Below are 17326 nucleotides of genomic sequence, written 5' to 3'. Positions count from 1 at the left end.
CTCGGCCACGCCATTGGGCCGTCGCTCCTCAGCCGCCGTCGGCCGTGGCGCGCGGGGTCGGTTCGCCCTCGGGGCCGTAGCCGAAGCGGATCAGCAGCTGCGGGTGGCAGCGCTTGGTGCCGGGGGCGCGCATCGCCTCCCGGAGGTCCGGCCACTCCATCGCCTGGTGCAGCATCGAGGTGCGTACGCCGTGCGCGGTGGCGACCAGGAGAGTGTGCTCCAGCGCCTGGCCCGCCCGCAGCCAGGCCTCCCGGTCGTCGCGGACGGTCCACACCAGCGCCACCTGGGCGTGCCGCTCGAAGCGCGCGGTGGGGTGCGGCCGTCCGGTGAAGTCCCGCATCGGCATCCGCCCGGACCGGTCCAGCGGGCGCGCGAGAGTGGCCGGAATGCCGTACGGGCCCGATCCGGGCGGCACGATCCAGGCGCGGCTCTCCGCCGTGCGCGCCCGGTCGGTGGCGTTGCGCAGTTCCGCGGCGGAGGTCACCTGGAGCAGGCGCCGGGTCTGGAGGATGTCGGGGACGTACAGGTGCGCGCCCTCGGCCCGCGCGGCGTCGGCCATCTCGGCGACGGTGGGCTCGGGTACGGGGCGGCCGGTGAACGGCATCCGGCTGGTGTGGCGCCGCAGCAGGGCCGCGTAGAGGCCGCGGTGGTCCGGCGGGGCTTCGGTGGCGGCGGTCAGTTGTACGGTGGCCAGCAGCTCGGGGTCGTCCGGGTCCGGCAGCAGCGTGACCCGGGGATTCCAGCCCAGGTGGGCGGCGGCGACCCGGAGGTTGAACACGGCGGCGCCGGCGGACAGGTGCAGGGCGCGCCGGTCGGGGTCGGCGAGCGGCAGCGCTCTGCTGCGGTCGTCCCGTACCTCGACGGACCGTGTGGCCGGTGCCATGCCGAAGCGCCAGGGCTGCGTGTTGTGGATCGACGGTGCCGCCACGGCCGCGGCCAGCAGTGTCTCCACCGCGGTGGCGTCGATCTCCTGGGTCCTCATCGCGACTCCTCACTCGTGCCGGGAGCCGCCGTGCCGAACGCGGCTCTCCGCGTGCCCCCAGCCTCCGCCTCCGCCGGACCGGCCACGAGGGGTCGGCGGTCCTTCGCCGGGGGCCGGGGGACCCGGGACTTCGGTCGGGACAGGCTTACGTGGCGGGCAGCGCCGCCGCCAGCAGGACCACGCCGAGTGAGCCGACCAGGGAGACCACGGCCAGGGACCGGGCCGGTTCGGCGCGGTTCCTGGCGTGGGCGATGCCGTGGCCGACCGCGGCCGGCATCACCAGGACGAACAGGGCGAGTCTGGCGGCGAGGGTGCGGCCGTAGCCGGGTTCGGTCAGGGCGGCCCAGGTGACGCCCTTGTGCCAGGCCACGGCCCAGCCGGTGGCCAATTGCACCGGCAGGGACACCGCCCCGGTCAGCAGGCCGAAGCGGCGGCCCTCCTCGGCGGTGAAGCGGTCCTTGGTCTCGGGGGCGAGCATGCGGCGGGCCAACGGCAGGATCACCAGGGACAGGGCCTGCTGGCCGCCGACCCACAGGGCCGCACCGGCCACGTGGGCGAAGCGGACCGGGGACCACCGGCCGACGGTGTCCACTACCGGCTCACCTCCACGACTCCGTGCGCGCCGGCCGGGGTGGCGGACGCGGCTGCGTGCGTTCCCGGTCGGCCGGGCCTCAGCTTCGCCGGGCCGCCCGCACCGGCACCTGGGCCGGACGGCCCCGGCTCACGGCGTCGCCGGTCCCCGATCGACGCCCGCCGGTGGGGCCGAACGGCCGGGCGGTGCGGGGCACTTCGGCCCAGGTGGGCTCGGGGGCGGCCGGTCTACCGTGCGGTGCCATGGATCACGGCAGCCACCTCGCCCGGCGGACGCGTCCGCGCACTGCGCAGCCGGGGCGGCGGATCGGCTGGTTGATGACCACGGCCGGCGTCATCGGCTGGCTCGCCTCCTTCCGCCTCACCGTCGACGACTGGCGGCTGCTGAAGGACCCGGGCTACCGGCCGTCCTGCGACATCAGCCCGGTGGTGGGCTGCGGCAGCGCGATGTCCAGCTGGCAGGGCAACCTGTTCGGCTTCCCCAACATGCTGCTCGGCCTCGCCGCCTTCGCCGCGGTCACGGCCCTCGGCGTGGCCGTGCTCACCGGGGCGCGCCTGCACCGGACGCTGTGGCTCGCCCTGAACGCCGGGGCGCTCGCCGGGGTCGGCTTCTCCCACTGGCTGATCTGGCAGTCGCTGTACGAGCTCAACCGGCTCTGCCCGTACTGCGCCGTCGTCTGGACCGTCACCGTCGCCCTGTTCTGGTACGTGAGCCTGCACAACCTCCGGCACGGCGTCATCCCCGTACCGGCCCACGGACGGAGCCTCCTCGCCCTGGTCGTGGAGTCGCACTGGATCCTCCTGGGCGCCTGGTACGGCGTGATCGTCGTGCTGGTCCTCACGCGCTTCTGGACGTACTGGAGCGGCCTGCTGTGATCGGGCCGGTCGGTCGACGGCACGGGACCTTCGGCCCCGGACACTGCCCACCCCCATGAACTTAGGTTTACCTAAGTAGTGCCGGAAGTGCCGGCAGAGAGCGAGGCACGCCCATGGCGACCACGGACCACGACGCGTCCGCCCCCGAGAACGTCCCGGTACCGGGCGACGGTCTCGACCCCGCCGTCATGCCGGGTCACTGGCTGCTGGCCCGCCTCGGCAAGCGCGTCCTGCGGCCCGGCGGCGTGGAGTTGACCCACTGGATGCTCGACCACCTCGCCGTCGACCGCGACGACCGGGTGGTGGAACTGGCCGCGGGTCTCGGCGCCACCGCCCGGCTCGCTCTCCAGCGCGCCCCGCTCTCGTACACCGCCGTCGACCGTGACGCGGCCACGGTGGCCCGGCTGGGTCTCCTCACCGGCCCCGGCAGCACCGAGGTGGCCGCCGTGCGGGCCGACGCCTCCGACACCGGGCTGCCGACCGGCAGCGCCACCGTCGTGTACGGGGAGGCGATGCTGACCATGCAGCCCTCCCCCGCCAAGCGGCGCGTCGTACGGGAGGCGCGCCAGCTGCTCGACGGCCGCGTCGGCCGGTACGCCGTCCACGAACTGTGCCTGCTGCCCGACGGCATCGACCCGCGGCTCGCCGACCGGATCACCGCGGACCTCGCCGACGCCCTCCACGTCGCCGTCCGCCCGCTCACCCCCGTCGGCTGGAACGAACTCCTCGCCGACGAGGGCTTCACCGTCATCGTCGGCAGAACGGCACCCATGGCGCTGCTCGAACCGCGTCGCCTCATCGCCGACGAGGGGCTCGGGCACGCCCTGGGCATCGTCGGCCGCGCCCTGCGGGATCCCGCGGCCCGCCGCCGCGTGACGCAGATGCGCCGCGTCTTCCGTCGCCACCAGGCCCACCTGGGCGCGATCAGCCTGGTCGCCGTCCCCACCGAGTGACTCCCCGAGGAGGAACCGTCATGCCCGCCACCGTGATCACCGACCTGGCCGCCGAACTCCCGATCCCCGAGGACGGCACCCTCAGTCGCGTCCTGTACCGCGACGACCGGCTGCGCGTGGTCGGCTTCGCCTTCGCCGCCGGCCAGGAACTCACCGAGCACACCTCGGCCCTCCCCGTCGTCATCCAGGTCCTCCGGGGCCGCCTGGACCTACAACTCGGCGACGAGAAGACCGAGGCCACACCCGGCACATGGACCCACCTGCCCGCCCGCCTCCCCCACACCGTGCACGCCACGGAACCGACCGTCATGCTGCTGACGATGCCGGCTGGGTGACGGGGTGCGCTGACGGGGGCCGGCGGTTCGGGCCGGGGGACGGGCGGTAGGTACCCGGCATCGGGGACGCGCGGTACCGGATCCGAGGACGGGCGATACCGGATCCGGGGACGGCCAGCCCGGATCCGACGGCTGACGACAGCCCACTGACGGGGCGGCACAGGCCCGGCGAACGGCCGGTTCGGGTCCGGGGACGACCGGTTCGGGTCCGCCGCCGACAGGCGACGCCAGGCCCCGGGACCGTACGGCCGGGCCCACCGACAGGCGACACCGGATCCCGGAACAGCCGGACCGGATCCGAGGACGGGCGTGCAGCCCGCTGGCGGGCGGCGCGGATCCAGGGCCGGTCGCTACGAGAGCGCGGCAGGCGGGCCGGGCCCGGCGAACGGCCGCTGCGGGACCCCGGGACGACCGTGCGGGCCCGTAGCGGTGCCCGGGGTCCGCGCGGTGGACGCGCGGGCCCCGGGTACGGGCACGCGCGGGCCCCGGGTACCGGCGTGCGGGTCAGTTCTCGCCGTGGGCCAGCCACAGGTCGGGGCCGAAGACCTCGTAGCGGATGTGCCGGGCGGGGATGCCGGCGCGGAGCAGTTGCGCGCGGGCGGCGCGCATGAACGGCAGTGAGCCGCAGAGGTAGACGTCGGCGTCGGCGGGCAGGTCCAGCTCACCGAGTTCCATCAGGCCGAGGCGGGCGCCCGGTTCGCCGGCGGCGTCCTGCTCGTACCAGAACTGCGCCCGGGCGCCCGGCAGTTCGCCCAGCGTGCGGTCGGTGTCCGCGCGCAGGGCGTGGTCGGCCGGGGACCGGTCGGCGTGCAGGACCCACACCGGGCGGGTGGCCCCGGTGGCCGCGAGGTGCTCCAGCATGCCGACCATCGGGGTGCAGCCGATGCCCGCCGAGACCAGCAGCAGCGGCGCGTCGGAGTCGTCGAGCGCCACGTCGCCGAACGGCGCCGACAGGGTGAGTTCGTCGCCGACCCGCACCGAGCGGTGCAGTTGGTTGGAGACCTCGCCCTCGGGGGCGTCGGCCACGCTCGCGACCCGCTTGACGGTGATGCGGCGCAGCCGGTCGCCGGGCGCGTTGGAGAGGCTGTACTGGCGGGTCTGGTGGACCCCGTCGGGCATGAGGGCACGGACGCTGACGTACTGCCCGGCGCGGGCCGCGGGCAGCGGCGTGTCGTCGGCGGGGCGGAGCAGGAACGAGACCACGTCCGCGGTCTCCTCGTGCCGCTCGACCACGGTCCACTGCCGCCACGGCGCACGGGGGTCGACCTGCGCCTCGTGGTAGAGGCGGGCCTCCAGCGCGATCAGGGCGCCGGCCATCAGCCAGTACACCTCGTCCCAGGCGGCGGCCACCTCGGGGGTGACCGCCTCCCCCAGGACGTCCCCGATGGCCCGGAACAGGTACTTGTGGACGATCGTGTACTGGTCCTCGGTCACGCCCAGCGCGGCGTGCTTGTGGGCGATCCGGGCCAGCAGCGCGTCCGGACGGGTGTCCGGGGTGGCCAGCAGGGCCTGGGCGAAGGCCGCTATGGACCCGGCGAGGGCCTGGCGCTGCTCGCCGCTGGCCTGGTTGCCGCGGTTGAACAACCCGTCCAGCAGTTCCGGCTGTTCGGCGAACATCGTGCCGTAGAAGCGCTTGGTGATCTCGTCCAGTGCACCGCCGACGGCGGGCAGGGTGGCGCGTACGACGGCGGCCGACTCGGGCGAAAGCATGGGTCTCCCTCTGCGGGTGTGGGGTGCGGGTTGTGCGTGCGACTCGATGGTCATGGCTGCTCCGCCGGCTCCCATAGGGCCGAACAGCCCGGGTCCGGGGGCCCGTCGGTCCGTCCGGGGCCCGTCGGTCCGTCCGGGGCCCGTCGGTCCGTCCGGGGCCCGTCGGTCCGTCCGGCGGGGCGGGGAGCCGCCCCCGCCCCCCGCCGGTCACGGCCGACGGGTCGGGACAGTCCCCCTCGCCTGACGTGTGCAGGTGATGGCGAGGGTGAGGAAGACACCGACGACCGCCGCGGGAGCGACGGCCGCCACCAGCCAGTCCCGTCCGCTGTCGGGCCCGGCGGCCACCAGGAGTGTCGCGAGGGCCAGGGCGGCTACGGTGCCGACGGCGACGAGGGCGGCGAAGACCACCTGCGGGCGGGCCACGCGCGGGGCGCTGCGCGCCCGGCCGCCGCGGCGCCGCAGGGCGTGATCCGGCGCTGCGAGCGGAGCGCCGAGCGCCACCCAGCGGCGGGCGATCTCCCGTCTCTCGCGCCGCTGTTGGACACCGGCGCGGACCCGCAGGACGACCGTGACGGCCGCGCCCGCCACGGCCACCGCACCCGGCACCGGCCACACCGTGCCGACGAGCACCAGGAGGGCGACCGCGGCGGCCGTGGCCCAGCCCGTCAGGCAGGCCGTGGCGGCGGTACGGCGGAAGACGGGACGGTCGTCACCCGCGCGCAGGTCGGCGAGGGCCGGCAGGTACCAGACACAGGCGGAGGCGGTGACCACGGTGAGGCCGAGGCCCAGAACGAGGCGGGACACGGTTCACCGTGCCGCTTCGAGCTCGGCGATCTCGGGGTGGTGCAGGTCGAACGCGGGTGATTCGGACCGGATCCGCGGCAGCGCGGTGAAGTTGTGCCGCGGCGGCGGGCAGGAGGTCGCCCACTCCAGGGAACGGCCGTATCCCCACGGGTCGTCGACCTCGATCTTCTTGCCGTACTTGGCCGTCTTCCAGACGTTGTAGAAGAACGGCAGGATCGACAGGCCCAGCAGGAAGGCCCCGATCGTGGACAGGGTGTTGAGGGCGGTGAAGCCGTCGGCGGCGAGGTAGTCGGCGTAGCGGCGGGGCATGCCTTCGGAGCCGAGCCAGTGCTGGACCAGGAAGGTGAGGTGGAAGCCGGCCGAGAGGGTCCAGAAGGTGATCTTGCCGAGGCGTTCGTCGAGCAGCTTGCCGGTGAACTTCGGCCACCAGAAGTGGAATCCGGCGAACATCGCGTACACGACCGTGCCGAAGACCGTGTAGTGGAAGTGCGCGACGACGAAGTACGAGTCGGAGAGGTGGAAGTCCATCGGCGGCGAGGCCAGGATGACGCCCGTCAGACCGCCGAAGACGAAGGTCATCAGGAAGCCGGTGGTCCACAGCATCGGTGTCTCGAACGAGAGGCTGCCCTTCCACATCGTGCCGATCCAGTTGAAGAACTTCACACCGGTCGGTACGGCGATGAGGAACGTCATGAAGGAGAAGAACGGCAGCAGCACACCGCCGGTGACGTACATGTGGTGGGCCCACACCGTCACGGACAGGCCCGCGATCGCGATGGTCGCGCCGATCAGACCCATGTAACCGAACATCGGCTTCCTGCTGAACACGGGGACGACCTCGGAGACGATGCCGAAGAACGGCAGCGCCAGGATGTAGACCTCTGGGTGGCCGAAGAACCAGAACAGGTGCTGCCACAGCAGGGCGCCGCCGTTGGCCGCGTCGAAGATGTGGCTGCCGAACTTGCGGTCGCACTCCAGCGCGAACAGCGCCGCCGCCAGCACCGGGAACACGATCAGGACGAGCACCGCGGTCAGCAGCACGTTCCAGGTGAAGATCGGCATGCGGAACATCGTCATGCCCGGGGCGCGCATGCAGATGATCGTGGTGATGAAGTTGACCGCGCCCAGGATGCTGCCGAAACCGGACAGCGCCACGCCCATGATCCACAGGTCGGAGCCGAGGCCCGGCGAGTGCACGGCGTCCGACAGCGGGGCGTACAGGAACCAGCCGAAGCTCGCGGCGCCGCCCGGGGTGAGGAAGCCGAACGCGGCGATCGAGGAACCGAACAGGAACAGCCAGAAGGCGAGCATGTTCAGCCGCGGGAAGGCCACGTCCGGGGCGCCTATCTGCAGCGGCATGATCCAGTTGGCGAAGCCGGTGAACAGCGGCATCGCGAACATCAGCAGCATGATCGAGCCGTGCATGGTGAACGCCTGGTTGAACTGCTCGTTCGACATGACCTGAAGGCCGGGCCGGGCGAGCTCCGCGCGCATCATGAGCGCCAGCACCCCGCCGACGACGAAGAACACGAACGCGCTGACCAGGTACAGCGTCCCGATCCTCTTGTGGTCGGTGGTCGTCAGCCACTCCACCCACGACGGCCGGCCCGCCCCCACGGGGACCTCCACGGCGCGCGCCCGCGCGGCCCCCGCCTGCTCTGTCTGTACCTCGTCCACCGGACGGCGTCCTTCCCCTGCGCTCATGTTGCCGCGCCACATGATCGTGGGAAGAACACCGGGGCCGGATGGGTCCAACGGTCCCCGGGTGACCCTGCGCCCAGGGGCCAATGGTCCCGGTCCGCAGACCGCAAAAGGGACGCCCCGCATGAAAAAGGGTCCTCGCGGGCTTTCGCCCACGAGGACCCTTCACACCGTCGGGACGACAGGATTTGAACCTGCGACCCCTTGACCCCCAGTCAAGTGCGCTACCAAGCTGCGCCACGTCCCGGTGTACTCGTCACGCGGGTGTTCCGCGAGAACGCGCAGGTAAACCTTACCGTATGCGACCGGATGCTCCCGTCGGCCAGGGCCGGTGGCAGCCGGTGACGACCGCGCAGCCCGTCACTTGATGAGGGCGTTGGCCACCACCACGCCCACCCCGAGGAGCGCGTCGGCCAGGCCGACGAGGACGGCGGAGCTCCACGGGCGGTGCGAACGGCGGGCGGTGACGACACCCAGGGCGAACAGGAGGGCGATGTTCAGCGTGAAGGCCACGTACTCCACCCCGTGCGCCGACCACCAGCCCCAGCCCGCGCCGGCCAGCAGCACGACCGTGGGCATGACGGCCGCGACCAGGGGCCACTCGTCGGCGAGGGCGCGCAGCGCGTCCCAGCGACGGTGCGGCGAGCGCTCCGCGATGTAGTGGGCGTAGCCGTGGGCGAGGGCCGAGACGAGCGCGGTCACCAGCAGCCACAGGGCGTCGGAGCGGCGGCTCGCCTGCGAGACCTCGCCGTACTGGGTGAGGGCGGCGACCATCGAGCTGGCCAAAACGGCGCCGTAGACGCCGCCGAACAGGACCGCCTCGCGCGTGTCGTGCCGGTGGGGTGCGGCAACGGCCGCCGCGGTGTCCGTCATGTCCCCACGATCACCCGGGGCCGGTGCCCCCGCCACTCCGTCCCGGCGCGCCGAAGTGCGCGACGAAGTGTCCGTCCACCTGGGTCGATGCCCGACAGACTGTCTCCGGCGCGGTCGGGAACGGGCTCGCTAGGGTCGCCCCATGGACCACAGCTTCGTACTCCACATCCCCGACGCCGATCTCGAACCCGAGCCCCTCACGCCGGAGCAGATCGTCTCCGGCACGCCCGAGGTGACCGGGAAGGTCGTGTGGGAGTCGGCGGACGGGCGTCAGGTGCGCGGGATCTGGCAGATCACGCCGGGGGTCGTCACCGACACCGAGGCGGACGAGCTGTTCGTCGTGATCAGCGGGTCGGCCACCATCGAGGTGGCGGGCGGGCCGACGCTGACGGTGGGGCCGGGGGACATGGCGGTGCTGCGCGAGGGCGACCGCACGACGTGGACGGTGCACGAGACGCTGCGCAAGGCGTACGCGATCAATCTGTGAGCGGCGGGGCCGTGGTGCCCCGGATCTCCAGCGCCGGGGCGGCCAGGTGGACGCGGCCCGCCGCCTCGGGCCGGTCGAACCGGTCGAGGAGGCAGCGGGCGGCGCGCCGGCCGACCTCGTGGCCGGCGCCGTCCACCGTGGTCAGCCACAGGTGGCGCAGCCGGGAGGTGCTGGTGTTGTCGTAGCCGACGACGGACAGGTCACGCGGCACGGCCAGGCCGAGTTCCTCGGCCGCCGAGAGCGCGCCGACGCAGGTGATGTCGTTGACGGCGAAGACGGCGGTCGGGCGTTCCGGGCGGCTCAGCAGGCGGACCGTGGCGCGGTAGCCGCCCTCCTCGGTCAGGTCGCCGGCCTCGACCAGCGCACGGTCGGCGAGGCCGTGCGCGCGCATCGTCGCCTCGAAGCTGTGCCGGCGCAGGCCGCCGACCGCGCCGTAGCCCGTGATGTGCGCGATGCGGCGGTGGCCGAGGCCGATGAGGTGCTCGGTGACCAGGCGGGCGCCGTGCTCGTCGTCGTTGGCGACGACGTCGACGCGGGGCGGCACAACCTCGCGGGCGCCCGCGACGACCACCGGGATCCGTTCGGCGACCGCTTCCAGCGCGGCCGGGTCGGGCAGCGTGCCGACCACGACCAGGCCGTCCACACGCAGGTCGAGCAGGGGTGCGGCCGGGTCCTGCCCGGTACGGCGGTTGAGGCGGGCGTCGGCGAGCAGCATCCGCAGGCCGTTGTCGTGCAGCAGGGAGTTCAGCCCGTCGAGCAGGTCGACGAACCACGGGTTGCGCAGGTCGTTGAGGAGGACCCCGACCGTGCGGGTGCGCCGCTCGCTGAGGCTGCGCGCGGCGGCGTTGGGGCGGTATCCGAGTTCCCGTACGGCCCGCAGCACGGCCTCCCGCTTCTCGGGGCGCACCTGGTCGGAGCCGCGCAGCACCAGCGAGACGAGCGACTTGGAGACACCGGCGCGTTCGGCCACGTCACGGATGGTCGGCTGTCTCATGGGATGGACCGTTCCATGAGCGGTTCGGGCTTGTCAAAGGGTTGACTTCGAGCGTGGATCGCACTCAGGGTGGCCTGAACGCTAATTGGACCGGTCCAAGTGGATGCGAGGAGGCGCTGTCATGGTGGATGCGCTCGGTGTCGCCGTCGTCGGTTTCGGCTGGATGGGGCGGGTGCACACCCAGGCCTACGCCCGCGTCCGCCACCACTATCCGCAGCTGCCCCTGCGCCCGGAGCTGGTGACCGTCGCCGAGGAGGTGCCGGGCCGGGCCGAGGAGGCCGCCGCGCAGTTCGGGTTCGCCTCGACGACCCGCGACTGGCGCGAGGTGGCCGCCGACCCGCGGGTGCGGGCGGTCAGCATCACCGCGCCCAACTTCCTGCACCGGGAGATCGGCGTCGCGATGGCCGAGGCGGGCAAGCACATCTGGATCGAGAAGCCGGTGGGCCTGACCGCCGAGGACGCCCGCGCGGTCGCCGACGCGGTCGCCGCGGCGGGCGTGCAGGGCGCGGTCGGCTTCAACTACCGCAACGCGCCCGCGGTGGAGGCCGCACGGCGGCTGATCGCCTCCGGGGAGATCGGCACGGTCACGCACGCGCGCGTGCGGCTGTTCAGCGACTACGCGGCCCACCCCGAGGGCGCCCTGACCTGGCGGTACGAGCGCGAGCGCGGCGGCAGCGGCGTGCTGGGCGACCTCGCCTCGCACGGCGCCGACCTGGCCCGGTACCTGCTCGGCGACCTCGTGTCCCTGGCCGCCGACACCGCCGTGTTCCTCCCCGAGCGGGCCCGGCCCACCACCGCCACGGCCGGCCACAGCCGCGCCGCCGGCGGCGAACTCGGCGCGGTCGAGAACGAGGACTACGTGGCCTGCCTGCTGCGCTTCGCCTCGGGCGCGCGCGGAGTGCTGGAGGCCTGCCGGGTCTCGGTCGGCGAGCAGAACAACTACGGCTTCGAGGTGCACGGCACCCAGGGCGCGGTGTTCTGGGACTTCCGCAGGATGAACGAGCTGGGCGTCAGCCGCGGCACCGCCTACCAGGACCAGCCCGTCAGCACGGTCTACGTCGGCCCGGGCGACGGCGAGTTCGGCGCGTTCCAGCCGGGCGCGGCGAACGCCATGGGCTACGACGACCTGAAAGTCGTCGAGTGCCACCGGTTCCTGCGCTCGGTCGCCGAGGGCACCGCGTACGGCGCCACGCTCGCGGACGCCGTGCACAGCGCCGCCGTACTGGACGCGATGGCCCGGTCGGCCGAGAGCGGTTCCTGGGTCACCGTGGCGGGGTGAGCATCCGTACGCCCTCGGCGAGCGCGTCGACGACCCGGCGCGGGGGCACGTCCGCGGCCCCCGTGGTGCGGGCGGCCGGCGGGAGTTCCAGTTGTACGCCCGCGTCACGGGTCAGGTTGACCGGGTTGCGCGGATGCAGTCCGCGCAGCGCGGCCGGGATCTTCGCCAGGTCGGTGACCAGCTGGAACTCCGGCTGCAGGACGCGCAGGCCGGAGGCGAGGAGCCGGGCGGCGGACCGGTTGCCGCCGCCCACGAAGATCGCCGCGGGGGCCGTGCTCCGCATGTGGCCGTGCAGGGAGACGGTGACCCGGACGTGTGCGAGGAAGTCCGTCAGCAGCGCGCAGTGCTCCGCCGCCATCCGGGCGGAGGTGATGTGTACCGGCCGCGGGCCCGGCTGGGTGAAGACCAGGCTGGTGGCGCCGCACCGCCCGGCCACCTCCTCGGCGAGTTCTCCGGTGCCGCCCTCGTTGCTCGCGTGCAGCGCGAGCAGCCCGACCCGGCCGCCCGGCGTCAGCCGGGCCACGAACCCGGCGCCCTCGATCTCCACCCGCTCGGTGCGCTGCTCCACCCTCACCCCTCAACCCGCCGTCTGCACGGGCATGTTGTACGGCGTCACGACCTGGATCGCGGAGGGCAGCGCCGGTCCGGCCGGCGGCAGCGCGCCGTGGGCCCGCATCACATGGTGGCAGGCCTCGCGCAGGTCGTTGCGCAGGTCGTGGTGGAGCACGGCGGAGAGGCGGTGCTCGCGCAGCAGGCGGGTGTTGTCGTGGTCGAGGTCGTGGGCGACGAACACCGCGCACGGGCGGCGGAGGTCGTCGAAGGCCCGGAGCGTGGCGATGTTGCCGCCGCCGATGGAGTAGACGGCGCGGATCTCCGGGTCGCGTTCGAGCGCGGCGCGGACGAGGTCGTACTGGGTGGCGTCCAGGCCCTGGCCCTCGGCGATCTCGACCAGGGTGCGCTCGGGGTGGCGGGCGCGCATGGCGCTGCGGAAGCCCATCTCGCGCTCCTCCTCGTTGCGGAAGAAGCCGCTGCTCAGGCTGGTGAGCACATTGCCGGGGCGGTCGCCGAGCCACTGGCCCATGAGGTACGCGGCGGTCGCCCCGGCGGCCCGGTTGTCGCTGCCGACGTAGGCCACGCGCGCGGTGGCGGGCAGGTCGGTCACCAGGGTGACCACCGGGATGCCCGCCTCCGTCAGCCGGCCGACGGCCGCGGTCACCTCGGGGACGTCCGGGGCCTTGAGGATCACGCCCTGCGAGCCGCGCCGGGCGATCCGGTCCAGGGTGCGGGTGAGTTCCTCCACGGGGCCGGTCTCCCGGAAGTGGAAGCGTGAGCGCACCACCGCCGGGTGAAGGGAGGGCAGCTCCGCCTCCAGGGCGGCGCGTACGGCGGTGCTGAACCGCTCCGGGGCCTGCATCACGATGTCGACCATGAAGGTGCGGCCGACCAGCCGGACCTGGGTGCGCTGCCGGTCCAGGTCGGCGATGGCCCGGCGGACCTCGCCCGCGGTGCTCTCGCGCACCCCTCCGCGGCCGTTGAGCACCCGGTCCACGGTGGCCTCGCTCAGGCCGGCCTGACGTGCGATCTCCCGGATCGGGAACGGATGGCCCATGCCCTGGCTCCTTGAGGGGTTTTTGATGGTCGCCTGCTGGTTGTTCGACGTCTTTGTCCTGACAAGAATGACAGCGCCGAGTCACCCCTGTCACCGAGAGGACGCCGATGTCCTTCACTCCCCGGCTGTCCGCCGACGACTGCGACCTCGACACGTTCCGTGCGCTCGTCGAGCGGACCACCGACCCGGCCGACCATCCGCACGCCGTGTCCGTGCAGTGCGGTGTGCCCGTCTACGAGGGGATCGCGGGCGGCGAGAAGCTGCGGGCCGAGCTGGTGCGCGCGCTCACCGACGGGCCCGGGGTCGTGGTGTTCCGGGGCGCCTTCCCGGACGCGGCGGTGGTCGACCGGCTCACCGGGGTGTTCGAGGAGCTGATCGCCGAGCAGCGTGCCTCGGGTGCCGCGGCCGGGGACCACTTCGCCAGGCCGGGGGCGAACGACCGGATCTGGAACGCGCTGGAGAAGGCGGCCCTGCGCGCCCCGGAGGCGTTCGCCGACTACTACGCCAACGACGTCCTGGCCTTCGTCTGCGAGGCCTGGCTCGGCCCCGCCTACCAGGTGACCTCGCAGGTGAACGTCGTCAACCCGGGCGGGGCGGCGCAGACCGCGCACCGCGACTACCACCTCGGTTTCCTGTCCGACGAGGCCGCGGCCGCCTATCCGGCGCATGTGCACCGCCTCTCCCCCGTGCTCACTCTCCAGGGCGCGGTCGCGCACGGCGACATGCCGGTGGAGTCCGGGCCGACGCTGTATCTGCCGTACTCGCAGACGTACGAGCCGGGCTATCTGGCGTGGCGGCGGCCGGAGTTCCAGGAGTACTTCGACGCCCGTCACGTCCAGCTGCCGCTCGCCAAAGGTGACGCGGTGTTCTTCAATCCGGCGCTGTTCCACGCCGCCGGCGCCAACCGCTCGGCGGACGTGCGGCGGACGGCGAACCTGCTTCAGGTGTCCTCCGCGTTCGGGCGGGCGATGGAGAGCGTGGACCGTGAGGCGGTCGTGAACGCCGTCTACCCGGTACTGCTGGAGCGCAGGGCCGCGGGCGCGGACGAGGCCCGGCTGAGGAACGTGATCGCCGCGAGCGCCGAGGGCTACCCCTTCCCCACCCACCTCGACCGCGATCCGCCGGTCGACGGACTCGCCCCGCCGTCGCAGGCGGACCTCGTGCGGCGGGCGCTGCGCGAGGGATGGTCCCCCGAGGTCCTGCGCCGCGAGCTGAGGGCTCACGCCGCGCGCCGCGCGAGCTGAAAGGAACCGCACATCATGGGACTTCTCGACGACAGGGTCCTTCTCGTCAACGGCGGCACCCAGGGCGTCGGCGCGGCCGTGGCACGGGCCGCGGTGCGCGAGGGGGCGGTCGTGGCCGTCACCGGCCGCCGCCCCGGGCCCGGTGAGGCGCTGGTGGCGGAGCTGACCGCGGCCGGCGGCAAGGCGCTGTTCGTGCGGGCCGACCTGGCGGACGCCGAGCAGACGCGGGCCGCCGTGGCGCAGGTCGTGTCGGCGTACGGGCGGATCGACTGCCTGGTGAACGCCGCGGGCCTGACCTCCCGGGGCACGCTGCTGGACACCACGCCGGAGCTGTTCGACCAGCACATCGCCGTCAACCTCAAGGCGCCGTTCTTCGCCATGCAGGCGGCGGTCGCGGACATGGTGGCCCGTGAGGCGCCCGGCACGATCGTCAACGTCATCACCTCGTCGGCGCACGGCGGACAGCCGTTCCTGGCGCCGTACGTCGCCGCCAAGGCCGGGCTGATCGGGCTGACCCGCAACGCCGCCCACGCCCACCGCTTCGACCGCATCCGGATCAACGGCCTGAACATCGGCTGGACGGAGACCGAGGGCGAGGACGCCACCCAGCGGACCTTCCACGGCGCCGGGGACGACTGGCGCGAGCGGGCCGCCGCCCGGCTGCCGATGGGCAGGCTCGGACAGCCCGACGAGATCGCCGACTTCGTGGTGTTCCTGCTGTCGGAGCGGTCCGGCGTGGTCACCGGATCGGTGATCGACTGGGACCAGAACGTACTCGGCGGCCTCGACTGACCCCTTCTCTCTTCATTGCCAGGAACTGCTAGGAACCGCTAGGAGCTGCACCCTCATGCGTATCGGAATCCTCGGCCTCGGCCGCATCGGCGCCTTCCACGCCGAGACCCTCTCCGGACTCGACGCGGTCGAGTCGCTCGTCCTCACCGACCCCTTCGCAGACGCGGCCAAGACCGCGGCGGAGCGGTTCGGCGGCGAGGTCGTGGACTCGCCGGAGGCCCTGCTGGCCGCCGGCGTGGACGGCATCGTCGTAGCGGCGGCGACGGACGCCCACCCGGCGCTGATCCTGGCCGGGGTCGAGGCCGGAATCCCGGTCTTCTGCGAGAAGCCGGTGGCGAAGACCATGGCCGAGGGCGTCCGGGTCCTCAAGGCCGTCGAGGGGTCGGGCGTGCCCATCCAGATCGGCTACAACCGCCGCTTCGACGCCGGTTTCGTCGCCGCCCGCGCCGCCGTGCGGGCGGGCGAGCTGGGCAAGCTGCACACCGTACGGTCGACGACGCTCGACCCGGCACCGCCGCCCGCCGCCTACATCGCCGCCTCCGGGGGCATCTTCCGGGACTGCTCGGTGCACGACTTCGACATCATCCGCTGGGTGACGGGCCGCGAGGTGACCGAGGTGTACGCGGTCGGCGGCAACCGGGGTGCCGAGTACATCCGCGAGGCGGGCGACGCCGACACCACCGGCGCGATCCTCACCCTGGACGACGGAACGATCGCCGTTGTCTCCAACTCCCGCCACAACGCCCGTGGTTACGATGTGCGCATGGAGATCCACGGCTTCCAGGACTCCATCGCCGTCGGCCTGGAGGACAAGCTGCCCCTGCGCTCGGTCGAACCGGGTGTGACCTTCCCCGCGGGCACCCCGCACGACTTCTTCATGGACCGCTTCACCGCCGCCTACCGCGCCGAACTCACCGCGTTCACCGAGGTGGTGGCCGGCACCCGGCCCTCCCCGTGCACGGTCTCGGACGCCCTGGAGGCGGGCTGGATCGCCGACGCGTGCACACTGTCGCTGGGCGAGCACCGCCCCGTCACGATCGAGGAGGTACGGCAGGCATGACCGATCCGGGCCGGGAACCGCTGCGTATCGGAGTACTGGGCGCGGCACGCATCACCGAGCGGGCCCTCGTGGACCCGGCCCGGGCGACCGGCCACCGGCTGGTGTCGGTGGCCGCCCGCGACCGCTCCCGGGCGCAGGCGTTCGCCGCGGAGCACGGCGTGGAGCGGGTGGCCGACTCCTACGCCGACCTGCTGGCCGACCCCGAGGTCGAGGCCGTCTACAACCCGCTCGCCAACGCCCTGCACGGGCCGTGGAACCTGGCCGCCCTGGCGGCGGGCAAGCACGTGCTGTCGGAGAAGCCCTCGGCGAGCAACGCCGAGGAGGCCGCCGAGGTGCGGGCGGCCACCGTCACGTCCGGCACGGTGTTCATGGAGGGCTTCCACTACCTCTTCCACCCGGTCGCCCGGCGGCTGCACGAGCTGCTGGCCGGCGGCGAGCTGGGCGAGCTGCGCCGGGTGGAGGCGCTGGTCGCGATCCCCGCCCCGGACGCCGCCGACCCGCGCTGGTCGCTGCCCCTGGCGGGCGGCGCCCTGATGGACCTGGGCTGCTACAGCCTGCACGCCGTACGGTCGTTGGCGCCCTGGGGCGGCGGCGCCCCGCGCCTCGTCCGAGCCCGGGGCGGCGAGCGCGCGGGGGCTCCGGGCGTCGACGAGTGGCTCGACGCCGAGCTGGAGTTCCCGAACGGCGCCACCGCCGCCGCCCGCTGTCACATGGCGTACGGCGGGCGGGAGATGAGCTGGCGGATCGTCGGCACCCGCGGCGAGGCGTGCGCGGCGAACTTCGTGGTGCCGCACCTCGACGACCGGGTCGTGGTCCGCACCCCCGACGGCGAGCGCACCGAGCGTTTGGGCACCCGCTCCTCGTACACCTATCAACTGGACGCGTTCGCGGCACGGGTCCGCGAGGGAGCCCCGCTCCCGCTGGACGCGGACGACGCCCTGGCGATGATGACCCTGATCGACGCGACCTACCGGGCGGCCGGGTTCGAGCCCCGGCCCCGCACAGCGGTCGGCAGGCCGGTGCGCTGATGCCCACA

The 17326-nt window shown here is 73.4% G+C and carries 18 protein-coding genes and 1 tRNA gene; 9 read left to right on the top strand and 10 right to left on the bottom strand.

Annotated features, from left to right (window positions below; genetic code table 11):
- Positions 1-28: 28 nt before the first annotated feature.
- The gene (locus ICC28_RS13520; protein WP_188288767.1) at positions 29-982 is read right to left on the bottom strand and encodes an Acg family FMN-binding oxidoreductase; all 954 of its coding nucleotides are present in this window, start codon (positions 980-982) and stop codon (positions 29-31) included.
- Positions 983-1127: 145 nt separating this feature from the next.
- Positions 1128-1574 carry a hypothetical protein gene (locus ICC28_RS13515; RefSeq protein WP_188288766.1) on the bottom strand — a complete coding sequence of 149 codons (447 nt, stop codon included), beginning with the start codon at positions 1572-1574 and terminating at the stop codon, positions 1128-1130.
- A 242-nt stretch (positions 1575-1816) separates the two neighbouring features.
- Here ICC28_RS13515 and ICC28_RS13510 point away from each other — a divergent pair, with 242 nt between their 5' ends.
- From ICC28_RS13510 to ICC28_RS13500, 3 genes are all read left to right on the top strand, one after another.
- The gene (locus ICC28_RS13510) at positions 1817-2449 is read left to right on the top strand and encodes a vitamin K epoxide reductase family protein (RefSeq protein ID WP_223188819.1); all 633 of its coding nucleotides are present in this window, start codon (positions 1817-1819) and stop codon (positions 2447-2449) included.
- Between the two features lie 113 nt (positions 2450-2562).
- Positions 2563-3402 carry a class I SAM-dependent methyltransferase gene (locus tag ICC28_RS13505; protein ID WP_223188818.1) on the top strand — a complete coding sequence of 280 codons (840 nt, stop codon included), beginning with the start codon at positions 2563-2565 and terminating at the stop codon, positions 3400-3402.
- A gap of 20 nt (positions 3403-3422) precedes the next feature.
- Positions 3423-3737, top strand: a complete 315-nt coding sequence (locus ICC28_RS13500) for a cupin domain-containing protein (protein WP_188288765.1) — start codon at positions 3423-3425, stop codon at positions 3735-3737.
- Between the two features lie 504 nt (positions 3738-4241).
- Here ICC28_RS13500 and ICC28_RS13495 read toward each other — a convergent pair.
- The 5 genes from ICC28_RS13495 to ICC28_RS13475 all read right to left on the bottom strand — a co-directional run bounded on the left by ICC28_RS13495 (position 4242) and on the right by ICC28_RS13475 (position 8825).
- Positions 4242-5447, bottom strand: a complete 1206-nt coding sequence (locus tag ICC28_RS13495) for a globin domain-containing protein (RefSeq protein WP_188288764.1) — start codon at positions 5445-5447, stop codon at positions 4242-4244.
- Positions 5448-5654: 207 nt separating this feature from the next.
- On the bottom strand, positions 5655-6251 hold the full coding sequence (locus tag ICC28_RS13490) for a hypothetical protein (protein WP_188288763.1): 597 nt from the start codon (positions 6249-6251) through the stop codon (positions 5655-5657).
- A 3-nt stretch (positions 6252-6254) separates the two neighbouring features.
- A complete protein-coding gene (gene ctaD / locus ICC28_RS13485; protein ID WP_411158593.1) occupies positions 6255-7955 on the bottom strand; it encodes a cytochrome c oxidase subunit I in 1701 nt (566 codons plus the stop codon).
- Positions 7956-8125: 170 nt separating this feature from the next.
- Positions 8126-8199, bottom strand: a tRNA-Pro gene (locus ICC28_RS13480).
- Positions 8200-8312: 113 nt separating this feature from the next.
- The gene (locus tag ICC28_RS13475; protein ID WP_188288761.1) at positions 8313-8825 is read right to left on the bottom strand and encodes a hypothetical protein; all 513 of its coding nucleotides are present in this window, start codon (positions 8823-8825) and stop codon (positions 8313-8315) included.
- A gap of 142 nt (positions 8826-8967) precedes the next feature.
- Here ICC28_RS13475 and ICC28_RS13470 point away from each other — a divergent pair, with 142 nt between their 5' ends.
- Positions 8968-9312 carry a cupin domain-containing protein gene (locus ICC28_RS13470; RefSeq protein ID WP_188288760.1) on the top strand — a complete coding sequence of 115 codons (345 nt, stop codon included), beginning with the start codon at positions 8968-8970 and terminating at the stop codon, positions 9310-9312.
- Here the strand turns inward: ICC28_RS13470 and ICC28_RS13465 are convergent.
- Positions 9302-10306 carry a LacI family DNA-binding transcriptional regulator gene (locus ICC28_RS13465; RefSeq protein WP_188288759.1) on the bottom strand — a complete coding sequence of 335 codons (1005 nt, stop codon included), beginning with the start codon at positions 10304-10306 and terminating at the stop codon, positions 9302-9304. The genes ICC28_RS13470 and ICC28_RS13465 overlap by 11 nt on opposite strands.
- Positions 10307-10427: 121 nt before the next feature.
- On the opposite strand from ICC28_RS13465, the gene ICC28_RS13460 reads away from it, so the two are divergent.
- Positions 10428-11585 (top strand): Gfo/Idh/MocA family protein, encoded by a 1158-nt coding sequence (locus tag ICC28_RS13460; RefSeq protein WP_188288758.1) that lies wholly within the window; start codon positions 10428-10430, stop codon positions 11583-11585.
- On the opposite strand, the gene ICC28_RS13455 is transcribed toward ICC28_RS13460, so the two are convergent.
- The gene (locus tag ICC28_RS13455) at positions 11569-12153 is read right to left on the bottom strand and encodes a poly-gamma-glutamate hydrolase family protein (protein ID WP_188288757.1); all 585 of its coding nucleotides are present in this window, start codon (positions 12151-12153) and stop codon (positions 11569-11571) included. The genes ICC28_RS13460 and ICC28_RS13455 overlap by 17 nt on opposite strands.
- 9 nt (positions 12154-12162) lie before the next feature.
- Complete coding sequence (locus ICC28_RS13450) at positions 12163-13194, bottom strand: LacI family DNA-binding transcriptional regulator (protein ID WP_188288756.1); 1032 nt, start codon at positions 13192-13194, stop codon at positions 12163-12165.
- A gap of 107 nt (positions 13195-13301) precedes the next feature.
- Between ICC28_RS13450 and ICC28_RS13445 the strand changes: the two genes are divergently transcribed.
- The 4 genes from ICC28_RS13445 to ICC28_RS13430 are packed head-to-tail and all read left to right on the top strand — an operon-like array spanning position 13302 to position 17318.
- Positions 13302-14438 (top strand): phytanoyl-CoA dioxygenase family protein, encoded by a 1137-nt coding sequence (locus ICC28_RS13445; protein WP_188288755.1) that lies wholly within the window; start codon positions 13302-13304, stop codon positions 14436-14438.
- Positions 14439-14453: 15 nt separating this feature from the next.
- The gene (locus ICC28_RS13440; RefSeq protein WP_188288754.1) at positions 14454-15230 is read left to right on the top strand and encodes an SDR family oxidoreductase; all 777 of its coding nucleotides are present in this window, start codon (positions 14454-14456) and stop codon (positions 15228-15230) included.
- A 55-nt stretch (positions 15231-15285) separates the two neighbouring features.
- The gene (locus ICC28_RS13435) at positions 15286-16290 is read left to right on the top strand and encodes a Gfo/Idh/MocA family oxidoreductase (protein WP_188288753.1); all 1005 of its coding nucleotides are present in this window, start codon (positions 15286-15288) and stop codon (positions 16288-16290) included.
- On the top strand, positions 16287-17318 hold the full coding sequence (locus ICC28_RS13430) for a Gfo/Idh/MocA family protein (protein WP_188288752.1): 1032 nt from the start codon (positions 16287-16289) through the stop codon (positions 17316-17318). The genes ICC28_RS13435 and ICC28_RS13430 overlap by 4 nt, the downstream gene beginning before the upstream one ends.
- Positions 17319-17326: the final 8 nt, after the last annotated feature.

It is taken from the genome of Streptomyces sp. TRM68416 (assembly GCF_014596915.1).
Lineage (GTDB): Bacteria > Actinomycetota > Actinomycetes > Streptomycetales > Streptomycetaceae > Streptomyces.
The sequence above is the reverse complement of the archived record's forward strand: the minus strand, read 5'-3'. Positions and strand labels throughout refer to the sequence as shown.

What these genes read in the sequence shown, in the direction of transcription:
- ICC28_RS13520 (WP_188288767.1), bottom strand. Translation starts at nt 982, where the DNA reads ATGAGGACCCAGGAGATCGACGCCACCGCGGTGGAGACACTGCTGGCC.
- ICC28_RS13510 (WP_223188819.1), top strand. Translation starts at nt 1,817, where the DNA reads ATGGATCACGGCAGCCACCTCGCCCGGCGGACGCGTCCGCGCACTGCG.
- ICC28_RS13505 (WP_223188818.1), top strand. Translation starts at nt 2,563, where the DNA reads ATGGCGACCACGGACCACGACGCGTCCGCCCCCGAGAACGTCCCGGTA.
- ICC28_RS13500 (WP_188288765.1), top strand. Translation starts at nt 3,423, where the DNA reads ATGCCCGCCACCGTGATCACCGACCTGGCCGCCGAACTCCCGATCCCC.
- ICC28_RS13495 (WP_188288764.1), bottom strand. Translation starts at nt 5,447, where the DNA reads ATGCTTTCGCCCGAGTCGGCCGCCGTCGTACGCGCCACCCTGCCCGCC.
- ctaD (WP_411158593.1), bottom strand. Translation starts at nt 7,955, where the DNA reads ATGAGCGCAGGGGAAGGACGCCGTCCGGTGGACGAGGTACAGACAGAG.
- ICC28_RS13475 (WP_188288761.1), bottom strand. Translation starts at nt 8,825, where the DNA reads ATGACGGACACCGCGGCGGCCGTTGCCGCACCCCACCGGCACGACACG.
- ICC28_RS13470 (WP_188288760.1), top strand. Translation starts at nt 8,968, where the DNA reads ATGGACCACAGCTTCGTACTCCACATCCCCGACGCCGATCTCGAACCC.
- ICC28_RS13465 (WP_188288759.1), bottom strand. Translation starts at nt 10,306, where the DNA reads ATGAGACAGCCGACCATCCGTGACGTGGCCGAACGCGCCGGTGTCTCC.
- ICC28_RS13460 (WP_188288758.1), top strand. Translation starts at nt 10,428, where the DNA reads ATGGTGGATGCGCTCGGTGTCGCCGTCGTCGGTTTCGGCTGGATGGGG.
- ICC28_RS13450 (WP_188288756.1), bottom strand. Translation starts at nt 13,194, where the DNA reads ATGGGCCATCCGTTCCCGATCCGGGAGATCGCACGTCAGGCCGGCCTG.
- ICC28_RS13445 (WP_188288755.1), top strand. Translation starts at nt 13,302, where the DNA reads ATGTCCTTCACTCCCCGGCTGTCCGCCGACGACTGCGACCTCGACACG.
- ICC28_RS13440 (WP_188288754.1), top strand. Translation starts at nt 14,454, where the DNA reads ATGGGACTTCTCGACGACAGGGTCCTTCTCGTCAACGGCGGCACCCAG.
- ICC28_RS13435 (WP_188288753.1), top strand. Translation starts at nt 15,286, where the DNA reads ATGCGTATCGGAATCCTCGGCCTCGGCCGCATCGGCGCCTTCCACGCC.
- ICC28_RS13430 (WP_188288752.1), top strand. Translation starts at nt 16,287, where the DNA reads ATGACCGATCCGGGCCGGGAACCGCTGCGTATCGGAGTACTGGGCGCG.